Annotated in this window: 15 protein-coding genes; all 15 read right to left on the bottom strand. The window is 66.3% G+C overall.

Annotated elements, in window-relative coordinates:
• Nucleotides 1-18: 18 nt before the first annotated feature.
• Entirely contained in the window at nucleotides 19-603 is a 585-nt protein-coding gene (locus SPMU_RS03070) for a hypothetical protein (RefSeq protein ID WP_088331827.1), read from the bottom strand.
• A complete protein-coding gene (locus SPMU_RS03065; RefSeq protein WP_088331825.1) occupies nucleotides 600-3,686 on the bottom strand; it encodes a hypothetical protein in 3,087 nt (1,028 codons plus the stop codon). The genes SPMU_RS03070 and SPMU_RS03065 overlap by 4 nt, the downstream gene beginning before the upstream one ends.
• The gene (locus SPMU_RS03060) at nucleotides 3,683-8,488 is read right to left on the bottom strand and encodes a hypothetical protein (protein WP_088331823.1); all 4,806 of its coding nucleotides are present in this window, start codon (nucleotides 8,486-8,488) and stop codon (nucleotides 3,683-3,685) included. Before SPMU_RS03060 ends, SPMU_RS03065 begins: the two co-directional genes overlap by 4 nt.
• Nucleotides 8,489-8,502: 14 nt before the next feature.
• The gene (locus tag SPMU_RS03055; protein WP_245832692.1) at nucleotides 8,503-8,976 is read right to left on the bottom strand and encodes a hypothetical protein; all 474 of its coding nucleotides are present in this window, start codon (nucleotides 8,974-8,976) and stop codon (nucleotides 8,503-8,505) included.
• Entirely contained in the window at nucleotides 8,940-9,374 is a 435-nt protein-coding gene (locus tag SPMU_RS03050) for a hypothetical protein (RefSeq protein ID WP_088331821.1), read from the bottom strand. The genes SPMU_RS03055 and SPMU_RS03050 overlap by 37 nt, the downstream gene beginning before the upstream one ends.
• A gap of 109 nt (nucleotides 9,375-9,483) precedes the next feature.
• Nucleotides 9,484-9,927, bottom strand: coding sequence for a hypothetical protein (locus SPMU_RS03045; RefSeq protein WP_088331819.1), 444 nt, complete (start codon nucleotides 9,925-9,927; stop codon nucleotides 9,484-9,486).
• Between the two features lie 73 nt (nucleotides 9,928-10,000).
• On the bottom strand, nucleotides 10,001-10,174 hold the full coding sequence (locus SPMU_RS16840; RefSeq protein WP_169715619.1) for a hypothetical protein: 174 nt from the start codon (nucleotides 10,172-10,174) through the stop codon (nucleotides 10,001-10,003).
• A gap of 20 nt (nucleotides 10,175-10,194) precedes the next feature.
• On the bottom strand, nucleotides 10,195-10,599 hold the full coding sequence (locus SPMU_RS03040; RefSeq protein WP_088331817.1) for a hypothetical protein: 405 nt from the start codon (nucleotides 10,597-10,599) through the stop codon (nucleotides 10,195-10,197).
• Nucleotides 10,596-11,150 (bottom strand): HK97 gp10 family phage protein, encoded by a 555-nt coding sequence (locus SPMU_RS03035; RefSeq protein ID WP_245832691.1) that lies wholly within the window; start codon nucleotides 11,148-11,150, stop codon nucleotides 10,596-10,598. Before SPMU_RS03035 ends, SPMU_RS03040 begins: the two co-directional genes overlap by 4 nt.
• The gene (locus SPMU_RS03030) at nucleotides 11,150-11,500 is read right to left on the bottom strand and encodes a phage head completion protein (protein ID WP_088331813.1); all 351 of its coding nucleotides are present in this window, start codon (nucleotides 11,498-11,500) and stop codon (nucleotides 11,150-11,152) included. The genes SPMU_RS03035 and SPMU_RS03030 overlap by 1 nt, the downstream gene beginning before the upstream one ends.
• Nucleotides 11,497-11,805 carry a head-tail connector protein gene (locus tag SPMU_RS03025; RefSeq protein WP_088331811.1) on the bottom strand — a complete coding sequence of 103 codons (309 nt, stop codon included), beginning with the start codon at nucleotides 11,803-11,805 and terminating at the stop codon, nucleotides 11,497-11,499. The genes SPMU_RS03030 and SPMU_RS03025 overlap by 4 nt, the downstream gene beginning before the upstream one ends.
• A 3-nt stretch (nucleotides 11,806-11,808) precedes the next feature.
• A complete protein-coding gene (locus SPMU_RS16835; RefSeq protein WP_169715618.1) occupies nucleotides 11,809-11,964 on the bottom strand; it encodes a hypothetical protein in 156 nt (51 codons plus the stop codon).
• Between the two features lie 77 nt (nucleotides 11,965-12,041).
• A complete protein-coding gene (locus SPMU_RS03020; RefSeq protein WP_088331809.1) occupies nucleotides 12,042-13,343 on the bottom strand; it encodes a phage major capsid protein in 1,302 nt (433 codons plus the stop codon).
• Between the two features lie 15 nt (nucleotides 13,344-13,358).
• Nucleotides 13,359-14,288, bottom strand: a complete 930-nt coding sequence (locus tag SPMU_RS03015) for a S49 family peptidase (protein WP_088331807.1) — start codon at nucleotides 14,286-14,288, stop codon at nucleotides 13,359-13,361.
• Nucleotides 14,285-15,616, bottom strand: a complete 1,332-nt coding sequence (locus tag SPMU_RS03010) for a phage portal protein (protein ID WP_088331805.1) — start codon at nucleotides 15,614-15,616, stop codon at nucleotides 14,285-14,287. Before SPMU_RS03010 ends, SPMU_RS03015 begins: the two co-directional genes overlap by 4 nt.

The following is a 15,616-nucleotide window of genomic DNA, read 5'->3' as shown; positions in this document are numbered from 1 at the left end:
GCTCGTTCAAAGGCGCGGTCAGGCGGGCTGCCAGAACCAATCGATCGCTTGGTATGCCGCTCGCTTTTTGGAGGTGCTCTCGGCTGCCATTATTCGCGCCACACCTGCGTGCTCGATAGCGGCTAGACGATAGACTTCGCTCTCGGCGAGGTTCGATGCGGTGAGATATCGAGCGAGCACCGCCGCCAGCGTCTCCCCCGTCAAAAGGCGCTCCATCGAGGCCGCAGGATACTGTTCGCGGGCGTCCGCATCTGGGAGAGCTCCAAGATCGGCTTGCGGGATTGCCACACTAGCGAGCGCCTCTGAACGCTTCTGGCGATACTCGGCATCCTTGCCATCGCCGGGCGAGCGCAGCCGCATCTTACGTCGTTCGGCCTCGCTCTTCACGATCGCCACCAGCTGGGCTTCTACCTTGGAAGGATCCTCCACCATCATCCGCGCTGCTGTGTTCCAGCTCCAGGATGATTGATTGTAGCCGGTTGGCAGCGGCGTCCAGCTGAGGCCGTCAGGTACGCTGTCCCACGGCCCGATATGGATCAGGGCGCCGTCGTCTGGATTGAAGACGGCAATCGCCGGCGTGGCGATCGGAGGAAGATCGTTCAACCGACCACCTCCATCTTCATCGTGCCGCCGATCGTCACCTGAAAGTTGGTGCCCAGCGCCTCAAGCCGCGCCTCGTAGGCGTAGATCTTATCCGTCTCTGCCGAGAGGAAGCTGAAGCTCGCTGAGACGGAACCGCCCGCCGACTCCATGTCCGGCTCCTGCAACGTGCCGTTGTTGATGCGGTAGGCCGTCGAGCCCTGAACGCTGCCGAGCAGCGTGAGAGGGCCGTCGTCGGTGATATTGCGATAGTAGAGGTAGATCTTGCCCGCGAAGTAGGCCGTGTTGTTGTTGCTGTCCGGCTCGCTGTAGTTGCAGCTTGCCGACAGGATCACAGTCGAGCCGCCTGGGATCGGCGTCTGGCCAAGGCCAATGTACGCCACGCCGCCCGACACGGTGCCGCTAAGCGCGACCGAGCCGCGGAAGGCAGCCGAGCCGTCGTAGACCTTCTTGACCTCGACGCGGGTGCGATAGCCGATGCCGGCAAAGTTCGCGACGATGTCGAAAGAGCCGGTGTCGCCTGTAAGGCCTGCAAAGCCGAACTCGGCTCCGATAAGCGATAAGCCGGCCATGTTCACGGCATTCTCGATCGAATAGCTCACGCCAATCGTGATTACTGCGCCCCCCTTGCGCAACCGGATCACGCCCGCACCGCCGGTCCAGCTTGGCTTTGCCGCCCCACTCGAAAACACAGGAATGACAAACGGCGCGATCGCTTCAATCACGAAACCGTCAGTTCCGTTCTCGCCATCTTCACCGCTGATCCGCTGTGGAGTGGACCAGCTGGTCAGCTGCATCATTCCACGGAAGGTCGCCTTACTCTGCCACAGGTACTCAGTGCCAGCGGGAGGCCCGTCGCTCCAACCGGCCGGCGGGTTGCCGCTGTTGTCGGGCGGCGCGCTCGGCACCGTCGCCGAGCGGGTGAAGACGATTGAGGGGCTGGTGCCATCGGCACCCAGCGTGCCCGCCTCCCCGACGACGCGATAGGCAGGCCCCCAGGTAGCGCCATCGTCGTTCGATTGGCGCTGATAGGCATCGGCACCGAAGAAGTTGTCGTGCCAGCCGTCGACCCCATTGATCGACCATTGCGTTCTCACCAGCGGCGCGCTGGCGCCGTCCTTACCGCTGATCCGCACTGGTACCGACCAGCTGGTTAGCTGAGTCGCACCGCGAAAGGTTGCCTTGCTCTGCCACAGGATCTCGGTGCCCTGTGGCGGGCCGTCGCTCCATCCCGCCGGTGGGTTGCCGGTACTGTCGCCAGGCGCGGCGGGCTGGTCGGGCGAGCGCCGGAAGACGATCGACGGGCTGGTGCCGTCCGGCCCGACGACGCCGGCTTCACCAACGACGCGGTAAGCTGGTCCCCAGGTCGCACCGTCATCATTCGACTGGCGCTGGAATGCGTCGGCGCCGAAGAAGTGATCGTGCCAGCCGTCAACGCCATTGATCGACCATTGGAACCGCACGAGCGGTGCGTCCTGCCCCGGGTCGCCCTTCCGGCCGGTGACGGCTGCGGCATAGGTGGCGATTGCCTGCTCGGTCGAAACCCACGTCGCGCGCAGCTGGCCGCTGTTGATCACCGTATCGGTGGTCAGATCGTTCCACGCCGGCAGGTAGCTGAGCAGCAGCTCGTCGAGAGCCGCCCGCGCTGCCAGCGCAGCAATTCGAGCGGCCGCGATATCCTCCGGCGAACCGAGTGCAGCGAAGCGCGCCTCGATCGCGGACAGCCAGTTGAGCAGCACGAGATAGTCCTGAACCAGCCGGCCCTTCTCACGGCCGGCCGTGATCACGCCATCCGACGCGATCGCGTCGACATCGGCGCGGATCTCCGCAAGCCGTGCGACCACCGCGTCGATCGGCGCGTTCGGATCGGCCAGCGGAGCGGCCTTGCTCAAGCCCTCGATCGACAGCGACAGCTTCGACACCGTCTCGCCGACCTCGATCGAGAAGTCGCGGAACAGGCCATAGACCGTGAGGCTGTCGACGCCGGCTTGCCCGATCCACAGCGAGGGCCGGGCGCGCACGGCCGCAATGCGGCTCGCCACGAGGTCGACCGCGTCGGTGCGGATCAGCGCATTCGCGGTCATGCGCTTCGCATAAGCGCGCTCGACAAGGGTCACCTCGCCGAAGTCGTCGACCACCTTGCGGCTGAAGTCGGTGATGCCCGCGCCGGCGCCTGCCTCGGTGATGCCCAGCGCCATGAGCTGGCCGACCAGCAGCGTGCCGCAAGCAACCTGATCCCCGGCGATCGTCACCGTCACCGCGCCGCCAGGCAGATCGAAGAAGGTCACCGCGCCCGCGCCGATCGGCACGGTGCGATCGTAACCGGCCGCGACCACGCGCACGGTGCTGCCGGTCAGATCGAGCAGCGCGATCGCGTTGGCGGTGCCGGTGTTGATCACCACCTCGATCGCGCCCGCAGACGTCGTGGCGGTGCCGAGCGCCTGGTCGAACATGGCCCAGCGGTTCGTCGGCCCGATGTCGATCCACTTGCTCGAGAGCCCGGCCGGATCGTCACCAACGTTCCCCTCGCCCGCGCTCTCGTAGATCCGGTGCGTCGACGGCACGATCACGCGTGCGCCGACGCCGTAGATGGTGCCGGCAGACCAAAGCGGATAATCGGCCTCGGGCACGCTTGCGGCGAGCAGGGTCGCATCGGTCACCGCCATTGGCAGGATCAGTCGCAGCGACGATGATTGCCCCGCTGGCGCAGGATCCCCGCCGCCCTCGGCCGGCGCCGGTGGTTCGACCAAGCTTTCGACAGTCAGCGAGCAATAGCTGATCTGCGTGCCTGGCAGATCGATAGAGAACTCTTTCAGGAAGCCCTGAAACGAGAGGCTGTTGAACCGATCGTCTGCGATCCACGTCGCCACGCTGGCGCGCAGCCGCGCAAGCTCGGCCTGGACGGCGTCGACCTGGTCGCTCGCGATCGCGAGGCGCACGGACATGCGCCGCGCGAAGCCACGCTCGACCACCGTCGTAACGCCGAAATCGTCGGTGACGCGCCGGCTATAGTCGATGATCCCGATCGTAGGCGCAGTCTCGACGGTGCCCAGCGCGATCGTGCCGGCAGGCGTGACGACGATCATGCGGCCTGCACCACCGCGATCGCGTCGCCGCCAGAGGCGGCGGTCACGTCGTCGAGCTTGCGCGCCATTCGGCCGGTGTTGCCGGCGGTGGCCGCATGCCCGGCGTTGTTGTCGCTCCGCATGGCAGCGAGCTCGGCGCGGATCTCGCGCAGTTCGGTTGCGGCATCGTCGTTCGCTGCCGGCGCTGACGCGGCCGCCTGCGCGGTCGAGGCGCCGTTTAGCAGCGCCGCGGCCGATGCAGCCGAGCCCGCGCCACCAAGCGCGTTGTAGGTCGCCTCCAGAGTTGCCGCGGTCTGAGCGCGGACCCGATCCAGCTCCTGCCGGCTGGTGGCGGCCTCGGCCGCAGCCGTCAGCAGCGACTGGCTCAGCTGGGGCAGCGACTTGGCGGCGTCGAGATCGCCGCCACGCGCGGCAGCATTGGCGGCGTTGAAGCGGCCAAGCAGCGTAGCGAAGCCACCCGTCTCGGCACCGGTGATGCCGCGGATGCGCTTCACCTCTTCCATGAGGCCATCGCCGACCGACTTCCATGCCTGGCGCAGCTGGTCCGCGGCCGCGGCCGCTTCCTTCGCATCCTGCAGCGCGTAGATCTGCTTCTGCAGGTCGCGGTTGCTGGCATCGAGCTTGCCCAGCTCGAGCGCGCGCAGGGCGGCGGTGTCGCCGCGCAGCTCAAGCAATTTGCGCTCGAGATCCGCGCGCTCGGCCGCCACGTCCGCAGCGGACTTGGCGCCCACCAAGGACTTCTGCAGTTCAGCGAACGCCGGCGCCAGCTGGATCAGCGTCGCATAGGCGGCTTGCCCGGCGGACGTGTTCAGATCCTGCGCATCGACCAGGTCGCGGAATGCGGCAAGCGTGTCAGGGATCGCGAAGCCGAGATCGTCGAACACGCGGGCGAGCTGCTCGGTACGTGCCTCAAGCTGCTCGGCCGGCGTGTAGAACGCCTCGAAATAGGCGCTGATCGCATTGGTGAGGTCGCCGATCGTTTCGAACTGCTCGGCGAGGCCGATCTTCGCCTCGAGCGACATGTCCAGCGCGGCATCGCCCATCTGTTCGAGCGCGTTGGTGACGGCCTCGGCCGTCGACGCGACGCGCACCAGCGTTTCGAAGGCGCCTTCACCAACTTCCTGGAAACGCTCGATGCCGGGGAACGCGGCGTTGGCCATGTTGTCGGCTGCAGCGCCGAACACCGCCTCCAGCTTCTCCTGGATCTCGGCGCCTGTCAGCCCCTTCAGGTCGATCTTGCCGATGTTGACGACAAAGCCACTCAGTCGCTGCTCGATGGCGGTGGTCGCCTGCCCCAGCGGGGTGGCGGCGCCGGCGATCGCGCTGGCGAACGAACGCAGGATCAGCGTGAACTGCTGCTCGAGCTGGGCATCGGCGTCGCCGAACTGCGTCGAGAAAGACTTCCCGGTCGTGATGCCGAAGAACTTCTTCTTTTTTTCCACGTCGCTGAACGTCGATGCATCGAAGCCGCTGGCCATGATCTGACCGATCGACTGCGCGCCGCCGAAGATACCGCTGGCGATCACCGACGTCTTGCTGCCGAACAGCGAGCCGAGCAGCCCGCCGACCAGCGGGATCGCACCCAGCACTGAGCCGATCAGGTTCGGCTTGAAGCCTTCGGCGACTTTGGTGTCGGCGTTGACGTTGCCCGAGCGCACCAGCACTGCTGCGAGCCCGCCGATCTGGCTGTCGATCGACCGCAGCGAGCCTGCCATCTGGCGCGCGAAGGTGTTGGTCAGCGTGTCGACCTCCCGCAACTGGTCGATCGCGCGACGCAAGCTCTCCGACTGCGCCTTGCCGTCGCCGAGCACGGTGCCAGTGCCGGTGTTCGGCTGCGCGAGGTCGTTCTTACCACCACCGCCGAACGCTCCGCCGATCGCGATGCCGATCGAGGCCAGCACGGCCGCAGTCGCGGCACCAGCCGCGATGTTGAGCGGAAACGGCAGGGAGGCGATCGCCTTCGCGACAGCTTCGGCTGCATGCGCCGCTGCCCTGATGCCGCTCTTCGCAACCGAGCTGGCCGTTGCGGCCGCGTCCTGCGCCATCGCACGAACGGATAGGGCGAACTCGATCGCGCGAAACGCCTTCTCGGCCACAGCCATGGCCTTGTAGCCGTCGCTGCCTTCCTTGAAGAAGCCCTTCGCAGCCGAGGTCATGTCACCGAACATGCCGACCTGCGCGGTTGCCGAGGCGAGCGCAAACTTGGTGTTGGCGCGATTGATCGCGGCCTGATCGCTGCCGGCCTTATTCACCTCTGCCTGATGAGCAGCGTCGAGCCGCGAGCGATCGGCCTGAAAATTGGCATAGATCGCCGCGACGTCGCCGATCGCTCGGCCGACACCGCCGAAGGCATCAGCCATGCCGCTCGCTGCGTTCTGCACGTTGCGTGCGATCAGATCCCACTTGTCCGCCGTGAAGGTCAGCGACGCGTTGAGCGCGTCTTGTGCGCGGCCGATCTCGAACTGGCCCATGGCAATCTTGACCTGCTGATCGACGTATTCAGCGCCCTTCTGCCCGGTCCAGCCGTTCGCAGCCGCCTCCTGTGTTGCGCGGAGCGTAGCCAGCGCGCGCACGCGAACTTCCTCGGTCTCGCCGACCAGCTGCAGCTCTTTCTCCAGCTCCTTCAACCGATCACTGCCGGTCGCGAGCGCGGCGAGCCGCTGCGCTTCGCGTTGGCTATCGGTCAATCGCTCGCGGGCCGCGCGCTGAGTATCGAGGGCAGCACTAGCTGCTTCGGCGCCCTTCGTGTCTTTCACAAAGCGGGCCGCTTCGATCGCTGCCAGCAACGGTAGATCCTCCATGCGATCGCGGAGCAGATCGTTAGCGAGCTGCGCATGGACGTTGCCGGCTGCAACGAGCCGGTTCACCTTCTGCAGCTGCTCGGTTTCGTCGCTCAGACCTGCGGTCGATTTGGCCGCATCCGCCACCCGCTGTGCAACGGCGAGGCGGACCTGCCGAGCGACACGTTCCTCAATGTCAGCGCGCTTCTTGATGGCCTCGCTCTCGGCCTTCACCCGCGCCTCGGCGATCAGCGCCGCAGCGCCTGAAACGCCATAAGCATCGGCCAGGCCGTACAAGTTGCAGATCTGAGCCTCGATCGCACGGCCCTCACGCTCCAGCTGCTGGGCGTGCTTGTCAGTTTTGGGGGTGCGGTCTTCCTTCAGCTTGTCGGCCTGCTTTTTTAGGTCGGCGAGCTTGTTGGAGGCGATCTGCTTCGTGACGTCTGCCCCGAACCGCTTCATCGCACCGTTCGCCTCATCGAAGGCGCCGGTATAGGCGTCGCCAACATCGGACAGGATCTCGCGGATGCCCTTGCCCGCGAAAACGCCCTGAACGATCGCCGCGATGCCGCGGAACGTGCCCATGAAGCTCGCGTAGATACCCGCGAGCGTCACGCGGCCGGCGCGGGTCATCCAGTCCAGCGCGTCGCCGAAGAACTTGGTCATGCTGCCGAGGTGAAGGCCGACGCGCTCGGCCATGACCTGGAACGTCGCTTTGATCACGTCGCCGCTGCTGACGGACGTGTTCTTCAGCTTCTCGATCTCGTCCTTGGTCAGGCCGAGACCGGCAATCATCGCCTTGGTGTCCACACCTTTCGACACCGCCCGATCGAACAGCAGGAACCCGGCCGTGCCGGCCGCCATGACACCGATCAGCGGTGAGAAGCGCAGCAGGAACCCGCCGATCTCGCCGGCGAGGCCCTTCACGCCACCTTCGGCCTGCTGCGCGACCTGCACGATCTGGCCGATCTGCGTGGCGAAGATCTGGAAGGGTGGTGCGCCGGACATTGCCATGGTGGCGACGTCGTTGAGCTGAAACGACAGCTGGGTAAGCGAGCCGCTGCCGCGCTTGGCCGACGTCTGCATGACGTCATGCGCCTGGCTCACCTCATGCAGCCGCTGCGTAAGCACCGCCTGCTGGCGGGCATATTCGGCCGGTGCCGTCGCGCCAGCGTGATAGAGCCGCGTGCTTTCGGCGATCTCGGCGTTGATGCGGACGGTCGCGGCATACAGCGGGTCCGTCGCCATCCGCAGCCGCTCGGCCGCGGCCGCATCGGCCAGCTGCGCCGCATGCGATTCGCGAAGCTGATCGGCGAGGCTCTTGCGCGCACGCTCCAGCGCCTGTGTCGCCAGCGTCTCGGCCCGCAGCGCAGCGGCCTTGGTGTCGCGCTCGGCTGCGGCTTCTGCCGCCTGCTGTTCGCGGTAAGCGGCCATTCCACGGCGCGCGGCCGCTTCGAACATGTTGTAGGCGAGCGCAGCCGATCGCCGGCCCTGTGCCTCAATCTCGGCCGCGGCAGCAGCCTTCTGCGCGGCCTGCATCTGCTCTTCGGCGAGGGCCTCGGCCGCGTTGCTCGCGCGGCGCGCCGCGGCGAACTGCTGATCGTAGAGCGCCGCTTCAGCCGCGCGGATCCGCTGCGCCAAGTCGGTGTTCTTGACGCGAACCGCCGCGCTGGCGAGTTCCTCAACCCGAAGCGAACGCATCTCGTCGCGGGTCTTCCCGAACGACGCTGCTTGGCGCTCGAGCTGGCGGACCAGGGCTTCGCCCGACCGCTCGACTGCCGAAGCCTCCCGCGCGACCGCGCGCAGTTCTTTTGTCGCGGCCGGCGCGAAGGCATTGATCGCGGCGGTCGCCGGCGCCAGGTTCACCATCGAGCTGGTGGCTTTCTCGATGCGATTGGCTTCGGCGAGCACCTTGGCTTCGGTCGAGTCCATGACCGCCTGCAGCTGCATGAGGCTGTCGAAGGATCCGCCAGTGTCGACTGCGAAGCCGACCGCGAGGGTGGCACCATCATCATCAAACATGATGCACCTCCCTCTTAGCCGAGCAGTTTTTGCAGATCATCGAGTTCAGCGACGCGCTCGGCTTCGCTGATTTGTGTTGATCGCCATGGTGGCGGGCAGTTTTCGTTTTCGGCCCGCCGGCCCTCGGCGACGTATTCCACGGACAGCCGGCGCATCAGCCGGGCTTCCCATGGTTGGAGCGGTATCTTGGTGACCTGACTCCAGCCGGCGATCGTGCTCCAGCTGAGCGGTGCCGGCGCCATGCCGCCACCCTCGGTCAACCCGATCTCGATCAAGCGGGCGATCAGCTCGGGCGCCTGAACTGGCGGCATCATGAGCTGGATCTTCCGCTTTCTCATGTCCTCGAGCCGGCTCAGCCGCGGAGGTTCAATCTCCGCAGCCTTGCCGCGCCGCGAGCGCACGTCCGGCTTCGGCACGGCATTGAGCCATGCCATCTGCCGGACGTAGAGGATCAGCTCGTCGCCGAGCCGCCGCTGAAGTTTCCCCAATCGGCCACGAACTTGGTGACCTGCTTCGTGATGAAGCCGAGCTTCTGATCGGCATACACGGCGCGATAGAGCGCCTCGCCCGACACGCCGCCGGCCGGCTCATAGTTGAAGTTCTCGAACCCGGCCGTGATCGCCGCCAGATCCTCGGCAGCTTCCTTCAGGCGCTGCTCGTAGGGCGGCAGCGTGACCTTGCCGTCGTTGTCCTGCATGCGCTTCACGGCGCGGTTCGACTGGCGGCTTTCGACAGCCGCGAAGGCGTCGCTGCCGGGACCATGAACATGGATGATGATCGGCAGCTTCTTCTCTGCGTCGGCGTACAGCAGCTCGCCCTGCGCGCTCTTGAGGTGGAGGGGGGCGGTTGCGGTGACGGCCAGAGCGGCAATGTTGAACATGGTCATGTTGGTATTCCTCTCGCGGGCAAGGCGCACCGATCCGTCCCGGCCCGCGAGACGCAGGACGGACCGATGCGCAGGTACCGGCCAAAGCGGCCGGAAAAGGTGGATGAGATTAGGCGGCGGGCGCCGGGACGATCGGCGTGTTGATCTCGATCGTGGTGGAGCCCATCAGCATGTTCTCCGCGCCCTCGACCGCCTCCTGGTAGCCGAACACTTTGCCCTGGAAGTAGCGCTTGGCGCCGTCAGGGTAGGCGACGCGGAATGAATATTCGCCGAGCTGGTCGTCAGCGGCCGTGCGCAGCAGGGCCTGACCGGCATCGTCTTCGTCGTGCGCCATCGTTGGCCCCAGTGCGCCATAGTCGACCGATCCCTTGTGCTTCTGGGTCGCGCCCTTCAGCGGGGTGAAGGTGACTTTGCTCGGCGTCGAGCCAAAGGTGCCGATCTTATCGAGACCATTGATCTCGGTGAAAGAGAGGGCCGCGTAGCCAGCAACGTTCTGGCTGGCCGGCAATGCGGCGGAAATGGCGAGCGTGGTGCCCGCAGCGGTACCTGCCATGGTATTAACTCCCGATGGGATGAGGAGCCGGCAGCGCCGGCGGGATCGCCCGCGCGGCGCGCGAGCGGGTTATTTAGCTCGCGGGCTTGTCCGCGGCCTTCTTCACCAGGCCGGCTGCCTCGTAATTGCGGAAGGCGCCCGGTTCGAAGTTGTAGGTCTTGCCCTTGGCAAAGCGCTGGGTTGTCCCGGAATCGTTGAAGTCACGCGTGGGGACGCCCGCGACCTTCGCGGGATTGTTGGTAGCCATGGTGATCCTCCTGGGCTGGCTCAGACGATCGCATCGAAAGTGACGCGGAAATCCTGTGTCTGTTCGAAGCTCTGCCCGGGCCCCGTCATGTCGGGGCCACGGCCGGCAGTGCGCACGGACACCTTGGTGATGCCGGGCAACTCGATGTGGCGATCGCCGACACAAGCGGCGCGGACCAGGCGAATGATTGCGCGTTGGTCGCGCCAGCTCTTGGCCCGAACGGTAACCGAGATCCGCTCAACGGTATGGACAACCGCGCCCTGCTTCAGCTGTTGTCGATCGACGCTGGTCACTTCCCGGATCAGCAGCGCGTTGAGAGGAATGTCGGGCGCCAGGCTACCGCCCTTGATCCGGTTGGCCGGTACTGCCGCGATCACAGATGCGCTCTTGGTCAGCAACTCGGTTATGAGATCGGTGCCGCTCATGACGCGTCGCCTTCGTCGTCGCCGATAATGCCCTTACGGGTCACCCGCGAATTGATGTATGCTTGTGCGGCCGCGATCGCCTCGGTCTCTCGAAGATCCAGCGAGACGCGCATGAAGGGGCTCGCATCAGCGCCCTTGTGCCAGACTGAAGCGCCAACGAACTGGGTGCCGATGACGAGCGAGCCCTCGCGCGCCAGGCGATTGATCCGGTTGACGCTGCGGCCTTCGCGGGCGCTATCTTGGACGGTGATGAAGTGCGGCGCGGTGCCCCACTCAAGCCAGCGGCCGACGTAAGCGCCTTCGCCTTTCAGCTGCACCTTCGCAACGATCGCGCCAGGCACCTGGCGCGTTACCACCTTCACCGCATTGGCGATCAGCACCATCGCGCCGGACGCTGTCTTTGCCCGCTTACCGCCAAGCCGCCTTCTGGCTTCATCGGCAACGACGTTGGCAGCCACGCGAGCTGCGCCGCGCAGCACCTTCGTCTCGATCTGCTTCGGCAGCTGAGCGATAAACCGGCGAACCTCGGGGCCGCCGCGGCTGGTCGCCATCAGGCGGCGTTGCCGGCGGGCTTATAATCCTCGACCATCAGCTCTAGGCCGCCACGCCGTCCGAGCTCGGCCGGCCCCGACACGATGTGCATGACGCGCGTTCCGAGCACCAGGCGCATATCGGCCGTGACGTCGTCTCGCCAATACATGCGAACCCGGGCACGCCGGGTGGCGGTTGTGAAACCGCCCTCGGCCTGCTCGCCGCGGCTGGGCAGCTGATCGCGGATCCCGATCCAGATCCTCTCGACTAGCGTCCACTCTTCCGAGCCGGCATCATCATAGCGTCCGTCGCTCGCGAGCTTCTCAAGGCGGACCTCATGCTCGAGTTCGCTTGGCCGAACAGTGATCATCCGACCGACAGCACCATGTGGCGGCCGATCATCGGCCGCAGCTGGTCATCGGTCAGCTCGGGCGCCTCGCGGTTCACGTAGAAATCTGTCAGCGCGAGCTTCACGCAATGCGCGACCAGGCGCGGCACGGCGTCAGCATCGGTCCAACCCGCATCACCCACCAACGGCCGTCCGAGGAATGATTCGATCCGTTCCTCGGCTGCGAGGAGCACGTCGGCAATCGCCTCGTCAGGTGTGGAAGCGCTGACGCGCAGGTGCGCCCGCGCAGCGGCGAGCGTCAGCACGGTGCCGTCGCCCGCCGCCACGGATCAGGCCGCCGGCGCTTCGGACTTCGCGGGCGCCTTGTGCGCCTCAGCGAAACCCTGCTTGATGAGACGCGCCTCGGTTTCCTTGTCGAAACCAGCGACCTCGTCCTTGTTGTAGAGGGTGCCCTGCTGGCAGGGCTTCAGGAATTTCACACCCATGTTGGGTCTCCGGATGCGCGGAGGGCGCCCCGCAGGACGCCCTCCGCAAGGCTGGTGATGGTAGGCGGCGCGAGCGCTTACGGCTTCCAGGTGACGCCGGTGAGCACCGCGAACGCACCGTCGTGGCGCAGCTGGGTGTCATGCTCCTGGATCAGGCGGATCACCGTCTCGTCGTTGGAGAAGGCCGACAGGATCTCGCCGTTGTCCTCATAGGCCGCCTCGGTCGAAGCGGTCAGCGTCACCTGGTAGGTGTCACCGATCAGGAACTGCTCGAAATCGCCGAAGTAGATCTCCGACTCGTTGCCGCCAGCGCCGAGGTTGTCCGGCACCGAGGTGGTGACGAAGATCGGGTAGATCCCGAACTTGCCCTCGGCGACGTCCGGAAACGCCTTGTTGCCGTTCCCGTCGCGGATGTTCTCGAGGAACGAGTGAACCGTGGGTGACATGATGTACGCGCACTTCGAAAGCGGCACGTTGGCGTTGACCACCTTCAGCTTCAGCCGTGCCATGTCGGACGTGACCTTCACCAGATCCGGGTTCGCCGTCATCGTCAGCACGTTGCCGGCCGCCAACAGCGATCGAAGGCCGGTCGGCGCCGTGTCAGAGCCGACACCGCGGAGGAACTGCTGGTCTTCCTTGATTGCGGCCGAGGTGACCAGGTCATCGCGAACCATCGCGTCGACGCCGAACGATGCACGGCGGATCAGCTGGTTCGTGATTGGCACGATCGCGCGCAGCGTCTTGGCCGACATCTTCAGCTGGCCGACCGAGATGTCGGTCGTCGGAGCCGGCTGGCGCTCGCCGACATAGCCGGCGTTGGTCGTGCCGGTCTGCTTGCGCATGGTCAGGTTGCCATCGGGCATCGGGACCGATCGCGCGCCGGCGCGGCGGATCGCGACGCGAGGGCGAAGCAGCTCGATGAAGTCGCGGCTATAGGCGGTGTCGACCAGGTAGCCGCCCCGGGTAGCGGTCGACTGCTCCATGTTGGCCACGATCTGGCCGGTGCTGTCGCCCCACACGCTGGCGGCATGAGCTGCCGTAGCGCGCTGGTCCATGCCGCTGGTGGCAGCGAGTGCGATCGCGATGCGGCCGACGATCGCGCCGGGTTCTGGCGTCTCGGCAACGACCGCGGGAACGGTGCCCGGGTTGTTGCCGCCTGGCACCGTGATCGGCGTGGCAGCTGCCGCCTGGCGAGCGAGCAGATCCTGCTCGACGGCGATCTGGCCCTGCAGCTTGTCAGCCTTGGCCTTGTTCTCGTCGAACGTCGCCTGCTCTTCTGCGGTCAGGTCGCGATCGCCATCGGTCGCTGCGGCCTGCAGTGTGGTGTCCATTGCAGCCAGGACGGCCGCAAGGCTGGTCTTCAGCGCGGTGATGCGCATGGTCTTCTCCTTGGATCAGGCGAGCGCGCGGGCTTGCGCGAGCGCCAACTGGTTCGCCGCGGCCGTCCGCCGGGGCGCTGCGGGAGCGGCTTTCGCCAGTCGGCGGATCGCGCCGTCGAGCCCATCGGCCTCGATGCGGTCGACCATGCCGGCCGCCTTCGCCGCCTTGCCTGTGAGGGTGCCGCCGGCGCCGAATTCTCGCCGCACGACAGCGTCAGTGACACCGCGCCCGCGCGCGACGGCGCCAATGAAGATCTCCTCGATGCCGTCGAGCATCTGGCGGATCTGCGCCTGGCCTTCTTCGGTGGAGAGATCCGGCCGCTTGTTCGGCGCGTTGCTGCTGGCGATGTCCAGCTCGCGCCGGCCCATCGCATCGGGGTTCACCTGGTAGGAGGTGGAGATCAGCACGCCGATCGAGCCGACAACGCCGGTTGGATCCATGCTCATGCCGCCCGCGGCCTGGCTGCCGATCCAATAGGCGGCCGAGCAGCACATGCCGGTGATGTGGACCGACACCGGCTTAGGCGACGCGGCGACCAAGCGCGCGAAGTCGTTTACCTGCGCAACGGCGCCGCCCGGGCTGTCGATCACCGCAAGAATGCTGCGCACGTCAGGCGACGCCTGCAGCGCACGCAGATCCGCTGCCGCCACATCGAGCGAGGTGGCGCCCGACATTTCGGTCATGATGTTGGCGCGCGGGAAGATCGGGCCGCTGATCGGCAGCATGCCGACACCGTCGCGCAGCATCGACCCGCGGGTGCCGGGCGCGCGGACGCCCATCTGCGCCACGGCCGAGATCTGGCGCTCCTGGTGACCGTCTTCCTTCACGGCAAGCACCGCCGGGTGATCGAGCACGCGGGTGGCGATCGCCTCTAACGCCTCGAGATATCCGGGCAGGATCGCCCAGGGCTGCGACCGGATGGCCGCCAGCACGTGCTGGTTCATTGATCGTCCTCGTCGTCAGCCGAGCGCTTGCGCTTCGGCGCGGGATCTTCGGGCGGGCGGTGATCGACCGTCTCGCTGGTCTGCTGCTGCTCGAGCATCGAACCGGAGCCGACGCGATACTCGTCGCCACCTTCGCGGCCGTTCATATTCTCGCGCCGGCGCACCTCGTTGGGGTTGAGGATGCCCTTGTCGATCGCGGAGCCGTAGGCCTCGTACCGGCTCTTGATATCGCCCTTCAGCAGCGCGTCGGGCAGAAACTCGAAGAAGTGACCCGGCGCGGCGAACTGGTGCGTCGCGGCCGCAGCCACCCGCTCGTAGTGGATCATCATCGAGTAGAGGATCAGCTCGAGGCTCTGCTGCTCGATGTTGGAGAAGGTCGCCCGGCTCAGCTCGAAAACGATATGCGGCGGGACGCCGAACGCGCGGGCGATCTCGACGACGTAGAAGGCGCGGACCTCGACATACTGGCTCTTCGCGTTGTCGTGCGCGAGGAACTTGGCATCCATTTCCTGATCGAGCACCGCCACGTTGCCGGCGTTGCGGGGACCGGAGAAGCGCTGCTGCCAGTCGGACTTGATGCGCGACTTCTCGGGTGCTTCGACCTTCCCCTTCGCGGTCAGGATGGTCGACGGCTGGGCGTTGTTCTCCCAGAACCGAGCCGCAAAGGCGGACGTCGCGGCCGCGGCCTGGAACGTGTCCTGCAGGATCTTCAGCCGGTCGATCCCGATCAGGCCGTCCCGCGAGAAGCCGGGCACGAACCAAAGGTCGTTGCGGGTCAGCCGCTCGCGGCTGCCATCCGGCAGCTGCGCGTCATAGAACACCTCGAGCCCGTTGGCCTTGTCCCAGCTCTGCGCCGGCGCAATGCCGCGCGGATCCATGCGGGTCAGCTTCTCGGGCCGATACAGCCGGTCGCGGTGGATATAGCCACCGAAGCGCCCGGTCATGATCAGGTCGCCGAGCAGCAGTTCCTTGAACAGGAAGGCGTTCTGAACATCGTTCGCGCGGGTGCGCAGCATGACGGCTTCGGGCGCGTCATCGACGCGGACCTTATCCTCGCCTTCGCGGCGATAGTAGATCAGCGGCGTCATGGCGAAAAGGCCGGTCAGCACCTCGAGCGCGCGAAGCACCGCCGGTGTTGACATGGCATCCTGCTCGCCGGCCGGCGCGCCTCGGCCGGCGCCGAGCAGGTTCAGCACGGTAAAGCCGGTAGGATCGTTCAGGCCGTCCGCGGCTCCGACGATTGTTTCAGTGCCACTGAACTCACCCGGGTCGCGGCGCGCCTCGGCTGCCGCCGCACGCCGCGACAGCTGGTATCGGCTGGCTGACAT

It is taken from the genome of Sphingomonas mucosissima (assembly GCF_002197665.1).
Lineage (GTDB): Bacteria > Pseudomonadota > Alphaproteobacteria > Sphingomonadales > Sphingomonadaceae > Sphingomonas > Sphingomonas mucosissima.
This window is presented reverse-complemented; position numbering and strand designations above follow the sequence as displayed.